14 protein-coding genes are annotated in these 15,729 nt (G+C 55.6%); 11 read left to right on the top strand and 3 right to left on the bottom strand.

What is annotated here, in order from left to right; all coding sequences use genetic code 11:
- Positions 1-94 precede the first annotated feature (94 nt).
- The 3 genes from HNQ99_RS05180 to HNQ99_RS05170 all read right to left on the bottom strand — a co-directional run bounded on the left by HNQ99_RS05180 (position 95) and on the right by HNQ99_RS05170 (position 1,835).
- Positions 95-817, bottom strand: a complete 723-nt coding sequence (locus tag HNQ99_RS05180; protein WP_184474572.1) for a helix-turn-helix transcriptional regulator — start codon at positions 815-817, stop codon at positions 95-97.
- Positions 818-912: 95 nt separating this feature from the next.
- Complete coding sequence (locus HNQ99_RS05175) at positions 913-1,332, bottom strand: GNAT family N-acetyltransferase (protein ID WP_184474571.1); 420 nt, start codon at positions 1,330-1,332, stop codon at positions 913-915.
- A gap of 62 nt (positions 1,333-1,394) precedes the next feature.
- Positions 1,395-1,835, bottom strand: coding sequence for a carboxymuconolactone decarboxylase family protein (locus HNQ99_RS05170; protein ID WP_184474570.1), 441 nt, complete (start codon positions 1,833-1,835; stop codon positions 1,395-1,397).
- A gap of 108 nt (positions 1,836-1,943) precedes the next feature.
- On the opposite strand from HNQ99_RS05170, the gene pdxR reads away from it, so the two are divergent.
- The 11 genes from pdxR (at position 1,944) to HNQ99_RS05115 (ending at position 15,692) form a co-directional block, all read left to right on the top strand.
- Complete coding sequence (gene pdxR, locus HNQ99_RS05165) at positions 1,944-3,383, top strand: MocR-like pyridoxine biosynthesis transcription factor PdxR (RefSeq protein ID WP_184474569.1); 1,440 nt, start codon at positions 1,944-1,946, stop codon at positions 3,381-3,383.
- A 473-nt stretch (positions 3,384-3,856) separates the two neighbouring features.
- Positions 3,857-5,419 (top strand): AMP-binding protein, encoded by a 1,563-nt coding sequence (locus HNQ99_RS05160; protein WP_184474568.1) that lies wholly within the window; start codon positions 3,857-3,859, stop codon positions 5,417-5,419.
- A gap of 24 nt (positions 5,420-5,443) precedes the next feature.
- Positions 5,444-6,982: an anthranilate synthase component I family protein gene (locus HNQ99_RS05155; protein WP_184474567.1), complete on the top strand. Its 1,539-nt coding sequence runs from the start codon at positions 5,444-5,446 to the stop codon at positions 6,980-6,982.
- Positions 6,963-7,568: an anthranilate synthase component II gene (locus HNQ99_RS05150; protein ID WP_184474566.1), complete on the top strand. Its 606-nt coding sequence runs from the start codon at positions 6,963-6,965 to the stop codon at positions 7,566-7,568. Before HNQ99_RS05155 ends, HNQ99_RS05150 begins: the two co-directional genes overlap by 20 nt.
- 60 nt (positions 7,569-7,628) lie before the next feature.
- Entirely contained in the window at positions 7,629-9,242 is a 1,614-nt protein-coding gene (locus HNQ99_RS05145; RefSeq protein WP_184474565.1) for a class I adenylate-forming enzyme family protein, read from the top strand.
- A gap of 61 nt (positions 9,243-9,303) precedes the next feature.
- Positions 9,304-10,038 (top strand): SDR family oxidoreductase, encoded by a 735-nt coding sequence (locus HNQ99_RS05140; RefSeq protein ID WP_184474564.1) that lies wholly within the window; start codon positions 9,304-9,306, stop codon positions 10,036-10,038.
- Between the two features lie 62 nt (positions 10,039-10,100).
- Complete coding sequence (locus HNQ99_RS05135; RefSeq protein ID WP_184474563.1) at positions 10,101-11,498, top strand: aldehyde dehydrogenase family protein; 1,398 nt, start codon at positions 10,101-10,103, stop codon at positions 11,496-11,498.
- Positions 11,499-11,583: 85 nt separating this feature from the next.
- On the top strand, positions 11,584-12,753 hold the full coding sequence (locus tag HNQ99_RS05130; protein WP_184474562.1) for an FAD-dependent monooxygenase: 1,170 nt from the start codon (positions 11,584-11,586) through the stop codon (positions 12,751-12,753).
- Positions 12,754-12,780: 27 nt separating this feature from the next.
- On the top strand, positions 12,781-13,239 hold the full coding sequence (locus tag HNQ99_RS05125; protein WP_184474561.1) for a MauE/DoxX family redox-associated membrane protein: 459 nt from the start codon (positions 12,781-12,783) through the stop codon (positions 13,237-13,239).
- A gap of 342 nt (positions 13,240-13,581) precedes the next feature.
- Positions 13,582-14,937, top strand: coding sequence for a cytochrome P450 (locus tag HNQ99_RS05120; protein WP_184474560.1), 1,356 nt, complete (start codon positions 13,582-13,584; stop codon positions 14,935-14,937).
- Complete coding sequence (locus HNQ99_RS05115; protein WP_184474559.1) at positions 14,934-15,692, top strand: class I SAM-dependent DNA methyltransferase; 759 nt, start codon at positions 14,934-14,936, stop codon at positions 15,690-15,692. The genes HNQ99_RS05120 and HNQ99_RS05115 overlap by 4 nt, the downstream gene beginning before the upstream one ends.
- The last annotated feature ends 37 nt before the right edge of the window (positions 15,693-15,729 follow it).

Raw genomic sequence — 15,729 nt, 5'->3', positions numbered from 1 at the left:
ATTGCGAGGTCGGCTGCTGCACAGTTGAAGCTAGATTATCGGAAATTGGCCCTGAGGCGAGGGTAAATCCGTGGCGGGGACGAGTGGCGCCAACTCATGCGTAAGACTTGAAGACTGCATGTGCAATTGTATCGGCGTCGAGGCGGCGCTTGGCGTTCGAGATATGAAAGAGAACTGTGCGCTCGGTAATGCCCATTATAGCCGAGATTCCGGCAATGTTCTTGCCCTGCGCGGCCCATGCGATGCACTCTTTCTCGCGGCATGAGAGCCGGGCCGTCGACTGCGCAAAACGGAATTCTGGAAGCGATTGAATCTTGGTGTGAATCGCAAAGCCAATCAACGGCATAGCCGTGCGCGCGCTGGCGAGATCGGGATTGTCTGTGGATCGGGCATATAGCGTCAGTAAGCCACCTTCCTCGTCGGACAGGTCAATTAAGAGGCTCAGGCCGTAATCTACCCCAATGTCGCTGAGCCGCCGCGCGGTCGAAGGCAGCACAATACCGCAATCGATCGCGTCGCAATCCTGTGACAGCTCCCACTCAATGGGCGCCCCCGCTTTTCCCATCGCTGCCATGAATGGTTGCGTCGCTATCGTCAGGCTTTGCTCAAGCTCAACGCTGGTGAGTTCAGGTAGCGTGGAGAGGTTCATCGCCGAGCCACCTTTGATCAGGAGATAGGACGTTCCGAGGAAACCGTAGGTTTTCGCCAACTCGATAAGCGTATGACGCACAGCTTCCTTTCGGTCCGCGCGAAACAGTGAAACGAGAAGATTTGGCGATGTGGTCGCAGAAGGGTAGTCAGCGATGTGGCCAACCATGACGATCCTCCGTCAATTGCACTGTAGCAACGCTCCGGAATGTTGCGATATCGCGCCGAGAAAGCATGGCGAAGCCGTCGTCATGAATCGCTCGACTATTGTTCCGAAAGTGAACCAATGTAATGAACCGCCGACGCCACAAGACCGAAACTGTTGTAAAAGGTTTGCGCTGCCCGATTGTCGGCACCGGTGTCCAGGACAAGGTTGTCGTATTTCTTGGCTTTCCCGTTGACGCATAGAGCTGAGAGCAATCGACGACCGATCCCACGGCCGCGCCAGGCTTCATCGACGACGAGATCGTCAACGTAAAAAAAGCGGCCGTGTACGAAATTTTCAACGCGGCGATAGCCCGCGAGTCCGACAAGGCTGGCACGGTCATTAACTGCGCCAATCAACCGATATCCTTGGCGGTCTAATCGCCAAAGCGCCTCTTTGAATTGCGACATGGAACGAAGATGCGGACGCAACTGCCTTATCAGCCCAAAACCGTCCATGCCGATCGCTTCTATCAGCATTGGCTCTATAATTATATTGTCAGCCGTGCAGGAGCCGCCTTTTTTTGGCAGATGTGTCATGATCAAGCGACCACGTAGCGCATCGAAACGGCAAGGCGGTTGAAAAGGTTTATCAGGCCGATGAGGATCGTCAGGTCGACAATGTCCTTGTCGCTAAAGTGCGCCTTGAGCGGCTCATAATCTTGGTCCTTTGCTCCGGTCTGGCTGATATTCGTCAAGCTCTCGGTCCAGGCAAGCGCGGCTCTTTCGGCAGGGCTGTAAATATCAGCCTCGCGCCATCCGCTCAGAACGTCGAGCCGTCTCTGGGTCTCGTCGGCCTTACGGGCAGCTTGGCTATGCAAGTCCAGGCAGAAGGCACAGCCATTGATCTGGGAAGCGCGGATTTTTACCAACTCCATAAGCTGCGGAGGGAGGTCTGATTTCTGGATAAGGGCATCGACTTGCAATACGGCCTGATAGAGATCCGGGGAGGCCTTGCTCGGGACCAAACGATTAGCTGTCATGTACGGAATATTCCCTTTCTAAGTGGGAGAGGTTTCTCCAATTTATATTTTACATTCGATTTGTCGTGGCCCAAATCCCGCCTAGCGACATGATCCAAGGTGAAGCCGATGGGCGCCGTTTGTTTCGATTTCGTCATCGACGTCACGCATCAGGGCACCGCCTATGAAGAGATCGCCAGGCGAATTGAGAGCGCGATCCTCAACGGCGGTCTTTCAACCGGGGATCGCTTACCTTCGACGCGGGCGCTCGCGAGCCAGCTCAAACTTGCTCGCGGTACAGTGAAGGCGGCCTATGCGCTTCTGGCCGGCAAGGGCTTTGTGGAATCGCGTGCCGGTGCTGGGACAATCATCACAGCGCATGCCAAGGAGTGGCTGGAGCGGATAGTTGGAGACCCGAAAAGCAGGATAGCAGCTCTTGCGGACGCCGATGTGCGGGATGAGCCCAGTCCGCCTCTTCCCTTCCAATTAGGCTTGCCGGCATTCGACGAGTTTCCGCGCAAGATTTGGTCGCGGCTATTGGTCAAGCGGGCTCGAATGATTGGCGCGGAGTCTATGCATTACCCGCCCCCGACGGGACTTCCAAGGTTGCGCCAGGAAATCGTTAACTATCTAGCCTTGGCTCGCGGGGTCGTATGTAACAGCGAACAGGTGCTCATTACCGGGGGTTATCAAGATTCCTTGTCGATGATCTGCGACGCCATGATCGGAAATGGCGACCGGGTCGCCCTGGAAGATCCGGGATATATGCGGGCGCGTCGCATTTTAGAAGCGGTCGGAGCCGAAGTGGTGCCGATATCCGTCGATCAGGAGGGAATGGAAGTCGAGGAACTGGCGAAACTGACTGATCCTTGTCGCCTTGCCTTCGTTACGCCATCCCATCAATTTCCAATGACAGTCTCGCTGTCTCGTTCGCGTTGTGATGCGCTGCTTCGCTGGGCGGAAGCGAATGGGGCCTATGTCGTGGAAGACGATTATGATGGGGAATTTCATTATGTCGGCCGGCCGCCACGCGCCCTGAAGAGCGCCGATCGAAACGAGCGCGTCATCTATCTCGGAACGTTTTCAAAGAGCCTGTTTCCTGCGCTCCGGTTGGGTTATCTCGTAACTCCGCCCACCCTGGCCAAAGCATTCGCCGACGTTGCACGCCGGCGCGGAACGGCGCGTCCGCCTTTGGAGCAGTTTGTTGTCGCGGATTTCATGAAGGAAGGACATTTCTACCGGCATCTGCAGGCGATGCGTCAGGTCTACCGCCGTAGGCGGGACCGACTGGTGAAAGCGCTTTATTCGAGTTTCGGCAATCAGGTTTCCATCGCGGAAAAAGGAGGCGGCATCCATCTCGTCGTAAGGTTCCGGGGGCTGACCGATGGTGCGGCCGCCGCCAGGGCGGCGCTCGAAAATGGGCTGTTTCTGTTGCCGCTTGGAGCATGTGCCGTACGTCTGCCCGCCGATCCCGAAACGGTGCTTCTTTCCTTCACAAACGTTGCCGAAACTCGGGCAGAAGCACTGGCGCAACAGCTTGAGCGGGTGCTAGCCCCCTTCATTGCCTGAGACGCCTCATGGGGGGGCAGCGAAGTCTGAGTCGCACTCGAACCGAAGATAAATCCATTCTCGATCTGACTTCATGCAGTCGTGAAGAAATATTGACGCCTCATGCGCTTAACCTGTCGAAATAGACAGTTGATATTCGGTTGTAGCGAATTATATTTCGAATCATGGAATATGTGCAAGGCAAACATAAGTAATTTAATAAAGTTACGAACTAAATTCCTCTATTACGCAATATTGCGTTGAGCATTATGTAAAGTTTTTTCAATTAAAATCAGAAGAATTATTCGTGATTATCGAGCGCGCATATGCTTGATAAATATATTTTATCGTACATCTCCACAATTAATCAAATGGAGAAAACACGATGCAAAAAACTCAATCAGACATCTACGATCTTCGCCTCGACGTCGAAATTCGGGCATTGCCACGTCGTTTGCCTCCCAGCCCAGTTCGAATTCCTGAAGGGAGCGACCATGACAACGCTTGAACGATCATCGACAGATGTAGGGATTGGTCGCTGGAACATTGCCGCACGATTACTTGCCGACAAGTCGCCCACCGCAATCGCATTTCTGACGCCAGACCGATGCATAACCTATGGAGATCTTGATAAGTCCGTGCGCCAGACAGCCTCAGCGCTTGTTGCTGTTGGCATTGCCGCTGGAGACCGTGTGCTGCTCTTGCTGGACGATGACCTGGAACTCGTCGTGCTATTTCTGGCAAGCCTCGCTATAGGCGCGATTCCTGCAATCCTTAGCCCCCGCCAGGACGAAAAGAACCTGGTGTCCATCATGGATGGCAGCCGTCCCCGTGCCATTTTCATCGGGACCGGAGATGAAACGCGTATGCATGTGGCCACCAAGGCCGCCGGTCTCGCGTCTGCAATCATTGTGATTGAACGCTTTGTCGGGATGACGAATCCGATCGGATTTCCAGGCGCCGGGGCTGATCCCACTTGGTCGGATTTTGTTGAAAAAGACCCCGAAGCATTGTCCTTCCTGCAATATACCTCGGGATCGAGCGGTGAGCCAAAGGGCGTGATGCATGCCAGCCGAGCGGCACTTGAAGGGTGCCGCATGATCGGCGAAGCCTTGTTTGGCATGGATTCGAACGATATCATCTATGCCACATCAAAAACCTTTTTCGGCTTCGGTCAGGGTGCGAGCATTCTTTTTCCGCTTTATGCCGGAGCCTCCGCCATTCTCGATCCGCGTTGGGCCCAACCCCATTTGGTTGTCGAAAACATCAAGCGTTTCCGTCCGACTATGGTCTTTGCGGTGCCAAGCCTTTATCGTCGGCTGCTGACGGAAGAGCGAAGCCTCTTTGAAAGCGCGCGCGCTGTTGTGGCGTCCGGCGCCAGCCTTCCGCACCATCTTAAGGCCGCTTTTGAGCAACGCTTTGGCAGCCGGCTTTATGAAGGCTACGGATCGACAGAGCTCTTTCATCTATCGGCGGCGGACTATCCCGAGTCCACCCCCGAAGGTAGCCTTGGACGCGTGCTGCCGGATATTCAGGTCGAAATTCGCGACGCCGCCGGCAATCCGGTCGAAGCGGGGGAGATTGGCGAACTTCATGTTCATTCTCCCGCCAGATCGATCGGTTATCTCGGCCGCGACGATCTAACCGCTGAGCGGTTCGATCATGGCTGGTTCGCCACTGGCGACCTCTTCTCTCGCGACGAATGTGGCTTTCTCTATTTCAAAGGCCGTTCCGACGACCGGTTCAAGGTTTACGGCCGTTGGGTATCACCCTTCGAGATCGAGAGCCTCGTCAAGCATAGCTGTCCCAATCTTGTCGAGGCAATTGTCGTTCCAGCAAGCGAAGCAGACGGCGAAATTCGGCCTGTACTTTTCACCGTGGAAGGTAAGACCGACGGAATTGCGATTGATACGCCTTACAATATAATCGCCAAGCGACTTGAGCGCTATAAACGGCCGATCCTGCATCTCCAGATCGCCGAACTTCCAACCAACAATAATGGCAAGCTTTGCCGACAAACACTTATGGCAGTTGCGCGTGAGGCGCTCGCCAATTGATGTTCCAGTCCTTGGAGATTCAGCATGAATTTTCTTAATCCAACCAAGTTCGAGGCTTCTGAAACATCGACTGAATTGTGTCTTCATTTGCGCCGTCTACCGAATGAGGTTTCCCCGCTCGATGTCTATGCATCGCTCAAGGGAGACGGGGACAGTTTCCTTTTTGAAACGACATCCAAAAATGGTGAAACATTTACGCCATCCTATTCCTATATTGGCTTTGATCTAACCGAGAAGGTGGCGATCACCGGGCACGAGGTGATCGAGATGATTGGGAATGGAACGGTTCGTCGAAGCTACGGCGACCCGCTCGACGCGTTGCGGCGGAGGATGACGCCGACAGTCCGCTCGTCCTGCTCGCCTCCGCTACCTCCTTTCACCGGCGGTCTCTTCGGATATTTCGGCTTCGAGGCCGTATCCGTTTTTGAGCCCGGCGTCCGATGGCAAGCGCGCAAGTCCAGTATTGTCGATTTGCCCGATATTTTGCAATGGGTCTGCAGGGACCTTGTAGTTTTTGATCACAAGGCGGGCATCATCAACTTGATCGCCCACAGCGACGGTACGTCCGCTTCAATGCACCAAGCGGAAGCATTTCTTGACCGGACCGCGCGGGCCATAGATTTGCTGCGCTCCAAAGCCCGTGATCAGCCCGGTGAACCCATCGCTGCGGTGCGGACTGTCGCCAAACCTCCCGCGGTTTTAGACGACGGCGATATCGCCAAGGCCGACTATGAGAAGAATGTTGACGTCATTCGGGATTACATCATCGCCGGCGACACGATGCAGGTTGTGCTTGCGCGTTTGGCAACCCGTCATTCGGACATAACTTCCCTCGAACTTTATCGTGTGCTTACGACGATAAATCCCTCGCCGTATAGTTTTCATCTTCAAACCGAAAACAAGACGGTTGTTGGCGCTTCGCCAGAAATGCTGGTTCGGTCAATTGAGGGGAATCTTCGATCCCGCCCGCTGGCCGGTACGCGCCGCCGCGGCACATGCCCCGACGAAGACGCTCGCCTCGCTGCGGAACTGGTAGCCGATGAAAAGGAAACGGCCGAGCATGTGATGCTCATCGACTTGGCTCGCAACGATCTTGGCCGGATAGCAGAAGCTGGATCAGTGCGCGTCGATGAGAAGATGATCGTCGAACGCTTCTCTCATGTCATGCATCTCGCTTCAACTGTATCCGCCCGCAAACGCCCCGAAATAGATCCCATAGACGTTATCGCTTCGACTTTTCCGGCGGGAACTTTAAGCGGTGCGCCGAAGATCCGCGCTATTGAGATTATTCGCGAACTCGAGCCGGTATCGCGCGGGATCTACGGCGGTTCAATCGGATTCATCGACGACAGCGGCGATCTCGATCAGGCGATCGCGATCCGCACGGCAGTGCTCGACCAAGGCCAACTCCATTTCCAGGCCGGCGCGGGCGTCGTTTTCGACTCTCATCCCGAACGGGAATGGCAGGAGACCGTCGAAAAGATGGGCGGCGTGTCCGCCGCTGCCGCACTGGTTGAAACGACTAAAAGCGGAGTGCAGGGCGATGCATCTTTTGATCGATAACTATGACTCCTTCACCTATAATGTCGCGCAATCTCTCGAAATGCTCGGTGAGCATGTCGTCGTTCGCCGCAATGACGAGTTAGACATATCAACGATCGATGCGCTTAATCCGGATGCAATCACTATCTCGCCCGGTCCCTGTTCCCCCGTTCAGGCCGGCATATCCGTCGATGTGATCCGCGCCTTTGCAGGTCGCAAACCTATTCTGGGCATATGCCTCGGTCATCAGTGCATTGCGGCAGCGTTCGGAGGTCGGGTGGTGAAGGCGGATCTGCCGTATCACGGCAAATCCTCACCGATCCGCCATTCCGGCGCCGGCATCTTTGAGAATATTCCTCAAGATACCATTGTCGGCCGCTATCACTCGCTCATCGTCGAGGCCATACCGGATCGTTTTGATGTAATCGCGACCGTTTCGGACGGTTCCAGTGGGGCGCAGGCGGCTGCAGCCGGTCCTACCGGATCGCAGATCATGGGCCTTGCCCATCGTGATTGGCCGATCTGCGGACTGCAATTTCACCCTGAATCCATCCTCACCGAACACGGCATGGCAATGATGGAAAACTTCGTGCGCAGCACACACTGAGACCCACCGCAGATCGTCCTTCGCCCCCAACCCAATGGGAACGGCTAACGGGAGCTCAACATGTTGAAACTGAATAGTCTTCGTGAACGCTGCCTTGATGCGGTCCTTTCCGATGAAACGGCAGGTGCCGGCAACTTCGTCTACAAACTGAATGCTGCAATCGCCCCCGAGGAACAAGAGACCGCTGTCGTTCTTCTCGGTGAAACCAGCACTGAAGATGAACCTTTGACCCTGTGCGACATCGTCGCGAGGACCGACCTACTTGCCAGCGCCTATCTTGCTGAAGGCGTCGAGGCGCGCGACGTAGTTTCTGTCTACCTTGGCGATGATTTCGACTATTTCTTGCATTTCGTTGCGCTCAACTCGATCGGCGCTATTCCCAACCCGATCAATGGCGTACTGGGGCCTGAAATTCTCGTCGAATTTGTCACCATCGTACGCTCCAAATTCTTGATCGTTGATAAGGTCCGTGCCGCAATGATGGCAGACCTTTTCGCCGGTTTGCCGACGACGGTCATTCCGATTGATCGCATCAAGAATCGTCGAGATTTTCCGCCTCGTCCGGAACCGTTCCGCCACCAGCCCGACGACATCATGATGATCGGCCATACCTCTGGAACCACAGGCCTGCCTAAGCCTGCAATCTTCACCCACGAGAGCATGTTCCACGGTGTGCGCGAGCAGATTGTCCGTCAAAAGGGGGAGCATGTTCTGTCCGCCCTGCCGCATTCACATGGTGCGGCTATGACCCTCCTGATGCTTAGCCTCAGCCGGGGGGCGAGGGTTTCCATCGCTTCCCGCAAAGAACCGGCGGCGCTACTCAATGCAATCGATCGCGTCGGTCCGGATTTGGTAATAGCCTTCCCAAAAGTGTTCGTCGATCTCTGCCGGATGGACTTGTCGCAATGGGATCTGGGCTCCGTGATGCATTGGATCGCGACCGGCGATGCCAATCACGAGTCCCACATCAAGGCGTTGATTGCTAAAGGCCATCACATAAAGGATGGCATCCGTTATCCCGGCTCGCGCTTCGTCGATAATCTGGGTTCTTCCGAAATCGCCTTTGCAGCGTTCAGGAACGTCCACTCGTCAGAAACCAACCGATATGACCGCTGCATCGGCAAGCCGTTCCCCTGGATCAGGCCGGCGGTATTCGACGACAATGGCAAACGGGTCAGAATAGGCGAAGTAGGCAGACTCGGTATTATCTCGAAATCGCTCACCAAGGGCTATTGGAACAACCATTCCCTTAGCGAGAAAAACAAGATCGATGGGTACTGGCTCACCGGTGACCTTGTCTACTTTAATGAAAACGGCCTATTTTATTTCGTAGATCGTACGTCAGACGTGATCCACACGGAGGGCGGCACGCTTTATAGTTGCCAGGTTGAAGAGTGGCTCATGAAGCGATTGCCTGAGGTGTTCGAGATCAGCATAGTTGGTCGTTTGGACGCGAGCGGTTCCAACAAGATAATCGCCTTGATTGAGCTTCGCGAGAATGTTGTAAGCCTGTCATCAACCGAACTTCTGCATCGGATCAACGATCTGATGGCCGAACGCGGCTTTATCGCGATCGACGCCATCGAAATGCAGTCAGCCCACCTAAATGTCGGCGCGACCGGCAAGAAACTTAAACGTACCTTGCGGATCGCATCCCAAAGCCTTTCGGCTTGAGGCGTGAAGGCGGTTGAAAAGTCGACGCTGTCGCCGCGCCAATCATGAATGGAGAAACCAAATGAGGAAAGTCTGTCTCATTACAGGCGCCAATCGTGGTATTGGCTTCGAGATTGCTTGCAAGATTGCCGAACAGGGCCATGACGTCATTGTCGGCGCGCGCAGCATGGAAAATGCGACAGCTGCAACCGACCAATTGAAAGACGCGGGATTACACGCCCAGGCTCTCCTGATCGATGTGACCGACGATCATTCGGTCCGGGCTGCGGCTGAGGATTTGGAACAGCGGGTCGATCGCCTGGACGTCCTCATCAACAATGCCGGCATCATGCGAGAGTCGCTGCGGCAGCCTTCGGAAGCCACGGTCGCCGCATTCGAGGCGCAGCTTGCGACTAATGTCGTTGGCCCAATGAGGACTATTCAGGCATTTTTGCCCCTGTTGAGGCGTTCCCAAGATGCGCGGATCGTCAATGTCTCCAGCGATCTGGGTGCAATGGCTCAGGCGTCGGACCCTGAAAGCCGCTACGCTGCCGTTCTTGCGCCGACGTATCGCGCCTCAAAGGCCGCGCTGAACATGCTTTCTCTCGCATTCGCCAAGGAGCTTCAGGAGGAGGGGATTGCTGTCAGTGTCTGCAGTCCCGGCTGGTGCCGCACCGATCTTGACGATGAGATCAATTCCACCAGCGCTCCATTTAGTCCTGCTGAGGGCGCCGATACCGCGGTTTGGCTCGCCGTCCAGGCCGACCGTAGCCAGAATGGAAAGTTCTTCGCCATGCGCAAAAGTATCGCGTGGTGAAAACGTCTGCCGGGAGCATCCGGTCAAGAGCATCCCCAATCTGATATAATCGGGAGTTTGGCATGGCATTAACAGCAAATTCTGACCGCGCCGGAGCATTTGAGCAGCCTCAGTCCAAAACGAATCCCGCCGCCGACGCTTCGGAGGCAATGCAGGAGATTGATCGGCTGGTCTGCCTGGCCACGAACGCACAGCGGAGCATCGTCGAACTCGACGATAGGCGCTTGGACGCGGTCGCGGTCGCTCTGGTCGAGACATTCCGCCGGGACCAGCAACGTTGGGCCGAGCGAGAGCTAGCCGCCACCAGGATCGGTAATCTCACCGACAAAACCCACAAGCTTGGTCTGGTGCTGAACGAAGTCATGCAAGGGCTCTACGGCGCGCGGACCATTGGCCGCATCGGCGAAGGTCAATCGAGCATCGAATATGCGGCCCCAATAGGGGTTGTCTTCGCCGTTTCCCCATTGACTAATCCGGTCCCTAATTCCTTGTTCAAAGCGCTCCTATGCCTAAAGACCCGCAATGCGCTGATCGTCAGCTATCCACGGGGCGCCGCCATGCTCGGTGATGAAGTCGTTGCCACGATCCAGGGCGTTCTTGCCAAAGAAGGGCTGCCCGGCGGGCTTGTGCAGAGCTGCACCGCACCAAGCCGCGAAAAGACTCATCATCTGATGCGTCATGAAGGGGTTCAGATGATCCTGGCGACCGGAGGCTCTCAGCTCGTTCGTGAAGCCTATAGCTCGGGCAAACCCGCGTTTGGCGTCGGACCGGGGAACGTCCCAGCCTATATCGCAAAAAGCGCCGATCTTGACCGAGCGGCGCGCGATATCGTGCGCGGCAAGTCTTATGACAATGGCATTGTCTGCGGGTCGGAGAGCAATATCGTCGTCCATCCCGCAGTGCGCGAGGCTTTCGTCGAGGCGCTGGGTAAGGCCGGCGCTCGTGTCATCACACCGAGCGAGGTCGAAACGGTGGTCCCAGCCTTGTTTGACGTTGAAAAAGGTAGCCTGAAACGCGAATTGATCGGCGTCGACGGCCCAACGCTTGCGGCGCAGGCGGGCATCTCCGGCGAAGGCGTCAAGGTCCTGGTGTTGCCTTTGACGCATGGTACATATCCGTTTCTTACCCGTGAAAAAATGGCCCCCCTCCTGACGCTGTCGGTCGCCGGGCCTAATGACGGGATCGATCTATCCGCCGAACTCTTGTTGAAGGAAGGCGCTGGTCATACGGCCGTCATCCACAGCACGGATCTTGCCGAAATCGATCGATACGCCAGGATCATGCCTGTTGGCCGTATTCTTACCAACACGTCTGCCACCCACGGCATGCTGGGCGAGAGTGCCGATATTCCGATCTCCTTCATGCAAGGGTCCGGAACCTGGGGCGGCAATAGTTCGACCGAACCGATTAGCTGGCGACATCTCGTCAACACCAAACGGCTGGCCTTCGGGCGCCGCTGAGCCGCGGGGGGCGGTCAACTGATCTCTCTTCCAGAAGTGGTGCATCAGCCCCCCTATCGCTCGCACTTAAATGGAGAGTCGTTCGATGAAGATCGTCTGCGTCGGTGCCGGACCAGCAGCCCTCTGCTTCGCCATTCGCGCCAAATGCGAGCGGCCCGATCTGGATATATCAATCCTGGAGCGTGCACGGGCGCGAGAATCTCAAGGCTGGGGTCTCGTGCTCAGCGAAGGCGTCCTTTCCCGCCTTGAAAGTGACGACCCGTCCTCTGGTGGGCAAATTCGCGAACGAGCAATCGCTTGGGGGGACATATCCGTCGAGGTCGACGGCGTCGTAACAGTAGTGCACGGCCATAAGTTCTTGTCGCTGGCCCGCGTCGATATGATTTCCATCCTCCAAGCTCGTGCCGAAGATTTAGGCATGAATATCAAATATCAGACAACGGTTGACCCCCAAGGAGATTGGTCCGCCGATGCAGATATTGTCATTGCCGCCGACGGCTCGCGCTCAAAGATTCGCGATGCTGACGCGGATGGTTTCGGGGTCAGCGTCAAAGAGGCGTCAAATCAATATATTTGGCTCGGGGTTCCAGGGGCGATCGCGAAAACCTTCCGTTTTATATTCGAAACTACCAGGGCAGGACCAATTTGGGCTCACAGCTATCTCTTCGGCGCTGCTTTCACCACGTTCGTGATTGAATGCCCGGAAGCAACTTATAGGGGGCTCGGCTTTGACCGGATGGACATCGCGGAGACTGTTGCGATCTGCGAGAGGATCTTCGCTCGCAGCTTGAATGGACATCCACTGCTTGCCGGCGACGCGCAGCGCTCAGCCGCTGCTTGGACCCGCTTCGCCGACATTGCTTGTGCATCCTGGGTTGCGGGTAAGACGGTCCTGTTGGGCAACGCCGCGCATGGGACGCATTTTTCCATTGGGTCAGGCACGCGGATCGCCATTGGTGATGCCCGTGAACTCGCGACCAGGGTTGCGGCAATGGATGGCTTCGATCAGCGGGCTCTTAAAGCCTATGAACACGCATGCAAGGCGGACAGCGCCAAATTGCATGCCGCGAGTGCGCGGTCGATGCGCTGGTTTGAAGAGCCGCCGCTGTCGATCGCCGCCAACGATCCGGACTTTTTCGCTTATTCCCTTGTCACACGCTCCGGCCGCCTTGGCCGAACTGAAATAAAGAAATTAGATCCAGCCTTACTGACCCGCGTCGAAGCAAGGTCTCTCGCGTCCCGCGCCCGCGGTTGAATTGCAAACAAAAAAAGGAGCAGTCCAGTGTCCCGTCCCCTTGTTGGTTATGAAATCTTTGCGCGCCTGGCACTCGCCTCGGCCTATTTGTCGGCCTGCGCGGACCGCTTGGGAATCTGGGGGAGCTCGGGACCCGGTGTTGATTGGGGAAGTATGTCCGGCTTTTATGCCGCCACCGCGGCCCTGGTTCCTTATGCCCCCAACAGCTTCGTGCCCTTTATCGCGTGGTCGGTGACTATTTCCGAGCTTGCCTTGGGCATCCTGCTGATTGTTGGTACGCAGCTTAAATGGGCGTCCCTGGCGAGCGGATTACTACTCCTCGTTTTTGCCCTTTCGATGGCGCTGTTTCTCGGGTCGAAATTCCCACTCAACTACAGCGTTTTCACCGCCTCCGCCTGTTCCTTTCTGATCTTCGGTCTCGTCAGCCATCGTGTCCAACAGACGGATCTGCCGAGTATTAAGTCTATGATCGATGCGCGCATTTAGAACTCATTATAAATTACAATGAAATTCATGTCCATATCGGATTATCTTACAAATAACTCTATATATCGCGTGGAGCTATTAGGTAAGCATTCTGGTAAGTAGTATGCAACAGACACATTTATTGTGTCATATTGGGAGATATTTATGAAAAAGATCGCATCTATATTCACTATCCTGTCCAAGCGTTCGCCACGCAGCAAACTTCGCTTTATCTACACATATTAATTTTTCCCCCAGGGCAGGGGGTTTTTCTCTTTGCCCTGGACATGATATGTAATTCTATTTGTTCTGTTAATGTAAACAGCAAATTTGTAATCACCCTAATAATTGAAAAGATTTTTGATGGGTCGAACTGGAGTTGCAAAGGCTGAAATTCGGGGGCCGAAAAGACGCTTATTCTTCAGTAACGTAGCGCGCTTTCGCAATAACCCGCTTAACTTTCTCTCAAATTGTCGTGAAGTGGGCAACCCGTTAGTCCAGGTCGATGACAATGTGTATCTGGTAATCGACCCTGATCTTGTCGAAGCCGTTTTTCATGACAAGGACAACAGATTCGTTAAATCGCTGCCGGCAAACCCAAGCTCGCAAATGGTCAGTTTTCCTGCGTCCGTCATGAATAGCTCCGGCGAGGACTGGTATCGAAAACGACAGTTTCTGCAGCCCGCCTTTCATCGCCGTCAGGTTGATCGCCGGGTAACGGAAACGTTCGCCGTTGCAGAACGTCACCTCGACCAGTGGCGTAGTAACCCTGGGCCGTGTGATATACGGCGTCGTCTGCAGCCGCTTTGTCTTGATGCAGGCTGCCAGTATCTTTTGGGGACTAGGTTCAACGAAGACGAGAGATCGTTGATCATCGCCCTTGCCGACGCAATCATTCACAAAACACGGGATCAGAAACGCTGTCGGCTGTGGCCATTTGATCGCACGGAGGCGCGATTGGCTGCGGCCCGGAAGGGGGCTAGAGGCGTAATCGACACAATAGTTGCCCGGACGCGATCCTCTTCCGAGGACGATGACTGGCTGCTGAGCAAGGTGACGGAAGGTCAGGCCGAGCCAAGCGACTGGCTGCATGACGAGTTCGCGGCAATGATCCTATCCGGGCTGGAACCGATGGCCGATGCCCTTGCGTGGACCTTGTATCTGCTGGCGGGTCATTCCGGCACCCTCGACCGCGTCGTTGCCGAAATCGATGGCGCAAACAAGGCGGATCTAATGTCGGCTGCAGGTCTGGCAGGGATGGCTCAGACCCGCGCCGCAGTGAAGGAAGCGTTACGACTGTTCCCGCCGGCGTGGCTGACCGGCCGGATCGTAGCCAAAGATACCCAATTGGGGGGCTTCGATCTGCCAGAAGGGGCCGCATTGATGATTAGCCCTTGGGTCAATCATCGCGACGCCCGACATTTCGATACGCCCGACCAATATGAGGCAGATCGGTGGCTGGACGGGACGCTGGAGCGGCGGTTGCCACGCTACGCCTTCTTTCCCTTTGGGGGAGGTGCTCGCCGATGCATCGGTGAGCATTTCGCCATGATCAACATGGTGGCGATCCTGACCTGCCTACTTGGCCGGTTTGCGCTGCGCGAGGTCCAGGGCAACGATGTCCGACCTTTTCCAGCCCTGGTTCTGCGTCCGCTCGGAATACGCATGATTCTCACGCCCCGTGCTGACATTGCTGGGGCCAAAAGGAGGCGTTCATGACGAATTACTCAGCCAATCATTATGATTCCTATTCGGCGTTCTATGATTCCTGGCAGGAACACTGGCCGGAAGGCGTCATCGCGCCATGTGTCGATGCGTTGGCGCGTATTGCAGATGGCCGACAGGTGCTCGAACTGGCGGTTGGGACAGGACGGATCGCGCTGCCGCTGTCGGCGCGAGGGCTGGACGTTTCGGGTGTCGACCTTTCCGAGGCAATGCTCGAGCGTCTCAGGGGGAAGCCCGGAGCTGAGAAGCTGTCGCTGATCAAGGGGAACATGGTGGACGTCCCTTTCCAAGGTCCGTTTGGTCTTGTTTTTATCGTCGGGTCTTTTGAATATCTTCTGACACAGGAGGATCAGCTCCGTCTGTTCGCCAATGTTGGGGACCGAATGGCCAAGGACGGCTCGTTTGTTGTGCAGACGATAATCCCCAACGAGGTGATTTTCAGTGCGGACTTTCGGCTCAACCGCATGTCAGATCTTCCCCCCGGCCTAGACGGTGCGCCGTCGGTGATGCTCATGGGGGCAAAGGGCGACCTGATCGCACAATCACTCGAACAGCGCATCATGGTGATCGGCGAGCGCCCGAAAGTGTATCATCATAGAATCCGCTATGTCTGGCCGAATGAATTGGACCTTCTGGCGCGTTCGGCAGGGCTGGCGCTGCATGCGCGGTGGAGCAACTGGCAGTTGGAAGCGCTTGTTTCCACCAGCAGGACAGTGATCTCCGAATATCGGAAGGATTGGCGCGACTGACTGAGCGCGCGTCGAAATCAACAGGATAAAGGATATT

Origin of the sequence: Rhizorhapis suberifaciens (genome assembly GCF_014200045.1) — a bacterium.
Lineage (GTDB): Bacteria > Pseudomonadota > Alphaproteobacteria > Sphingomonadales > Sphingomonadaceae > Rhizorhapis > Rhizorhapis suberifaciens.
Note: the sequence above shows the minus strand (reverse complement) of the source record. Positions and strands in the feature narration are given on the sequence as shown.

What these genes read in the sequence shown, in the direction of transcription:
- HNQ99_RS05180 (WP_184474572.1), bottom strand. Translation starts at nt 817, where the DNA reads ATGGTTGGCCACATCGCTGACTACCCTTCTGCGACCACATCGCCAAAT.
- HNQ99_RS05175 (WP_184474571.1), bottom strand. Translation starts at nt 1,332, where the DNA reads ATGCTGATAGAAGCGATCGGCATGGACGGTTTTGGGCTGATAAGGCAG.
- HNQ99_RS05170 (WP_184474570.1), bottom strand. Translation starts at nt 1,835, where the DNA reads ATGACAGCTAATCGTTTGGTCCCGAGCAAGGCCTCCCCGGATCTCTAT.
- pdxR (WP_184474569.1), top strand. Translation starts at nt 1,944, where the DNA reads ATGGGCGCCGTTTGTTTCGATTTCGTCATCGACGTCACGCATCAGGGC.
- HNQ99_RS05160 (WP_184474568.1), top strand. Translation starts at nt 3,857, where the DNA reads ATGACAACGCTTGAACGATCATCGACAGATGTAGGGATTGGTCGCTGG.
- HNQ99_RS05155 (WP_184474567.1), top strand. Translation starts at nt 5,444, where the DNA reads ATGAATTTTCTTAATCCAACCAAGTTCGAGGCTTCTGAAACATCGACT.
- HNQ99_RS05150 (WP_184474566.1), top strand. Translation starts at nt 6,963, where the DNA reads ATGCATCTTTTGATCGATAACTATGACTCCTTCACCTATAATGTCGCG.
- HNQ99_RS05145 (WP_184474565.1), top strand. Translation starts at nt 7,629, where the DNA reads ATGTTGAAACTGAATAGTCTTCGTGAACGCTGCCTTGATGCGGTCCTT.
- HNQ99_RS05140 (WP_184474564.1), top strand. Translation starts at nt 9,304, where the DNA reads ATGAGGAAAGTCTGTCTCATTACAGGCGCCAATCGTGGTATTGGCTTC.
- HNQ99_RS05135 (WP_184474563.1), top strand. Translation starts at nt 10,101, where the DNA reads ATGGCATTAACAGCAAATTCTGACCGCGCCGGAGCATTTGAGCAGCCT.
- HNQ99_RS05130 (WP_184474562.1), top strand. Translation starts at nt 11,584, where the DNA reads ATGAAGATCGTCTGCGTCGGTGCCGGACCAGCAGCCCTCTGCTTCGCC.
- HNQ99_RS05120 (WP_184474560.1), top strand. Translation starts at nt 13,582, where the DNA reads ATGGGTCGAACTGGAGTTGCAAAGGCTGAAATTCGGGGGCCGAAAAGA.
- HNQ99_RS05115 (WP_184474559.1), top strand. Translation starts at nt 14,934, where the DNA reads ATGACGAATTACTCAGCCAATCATTATGATTCCTATTCGGCGTTCTAT.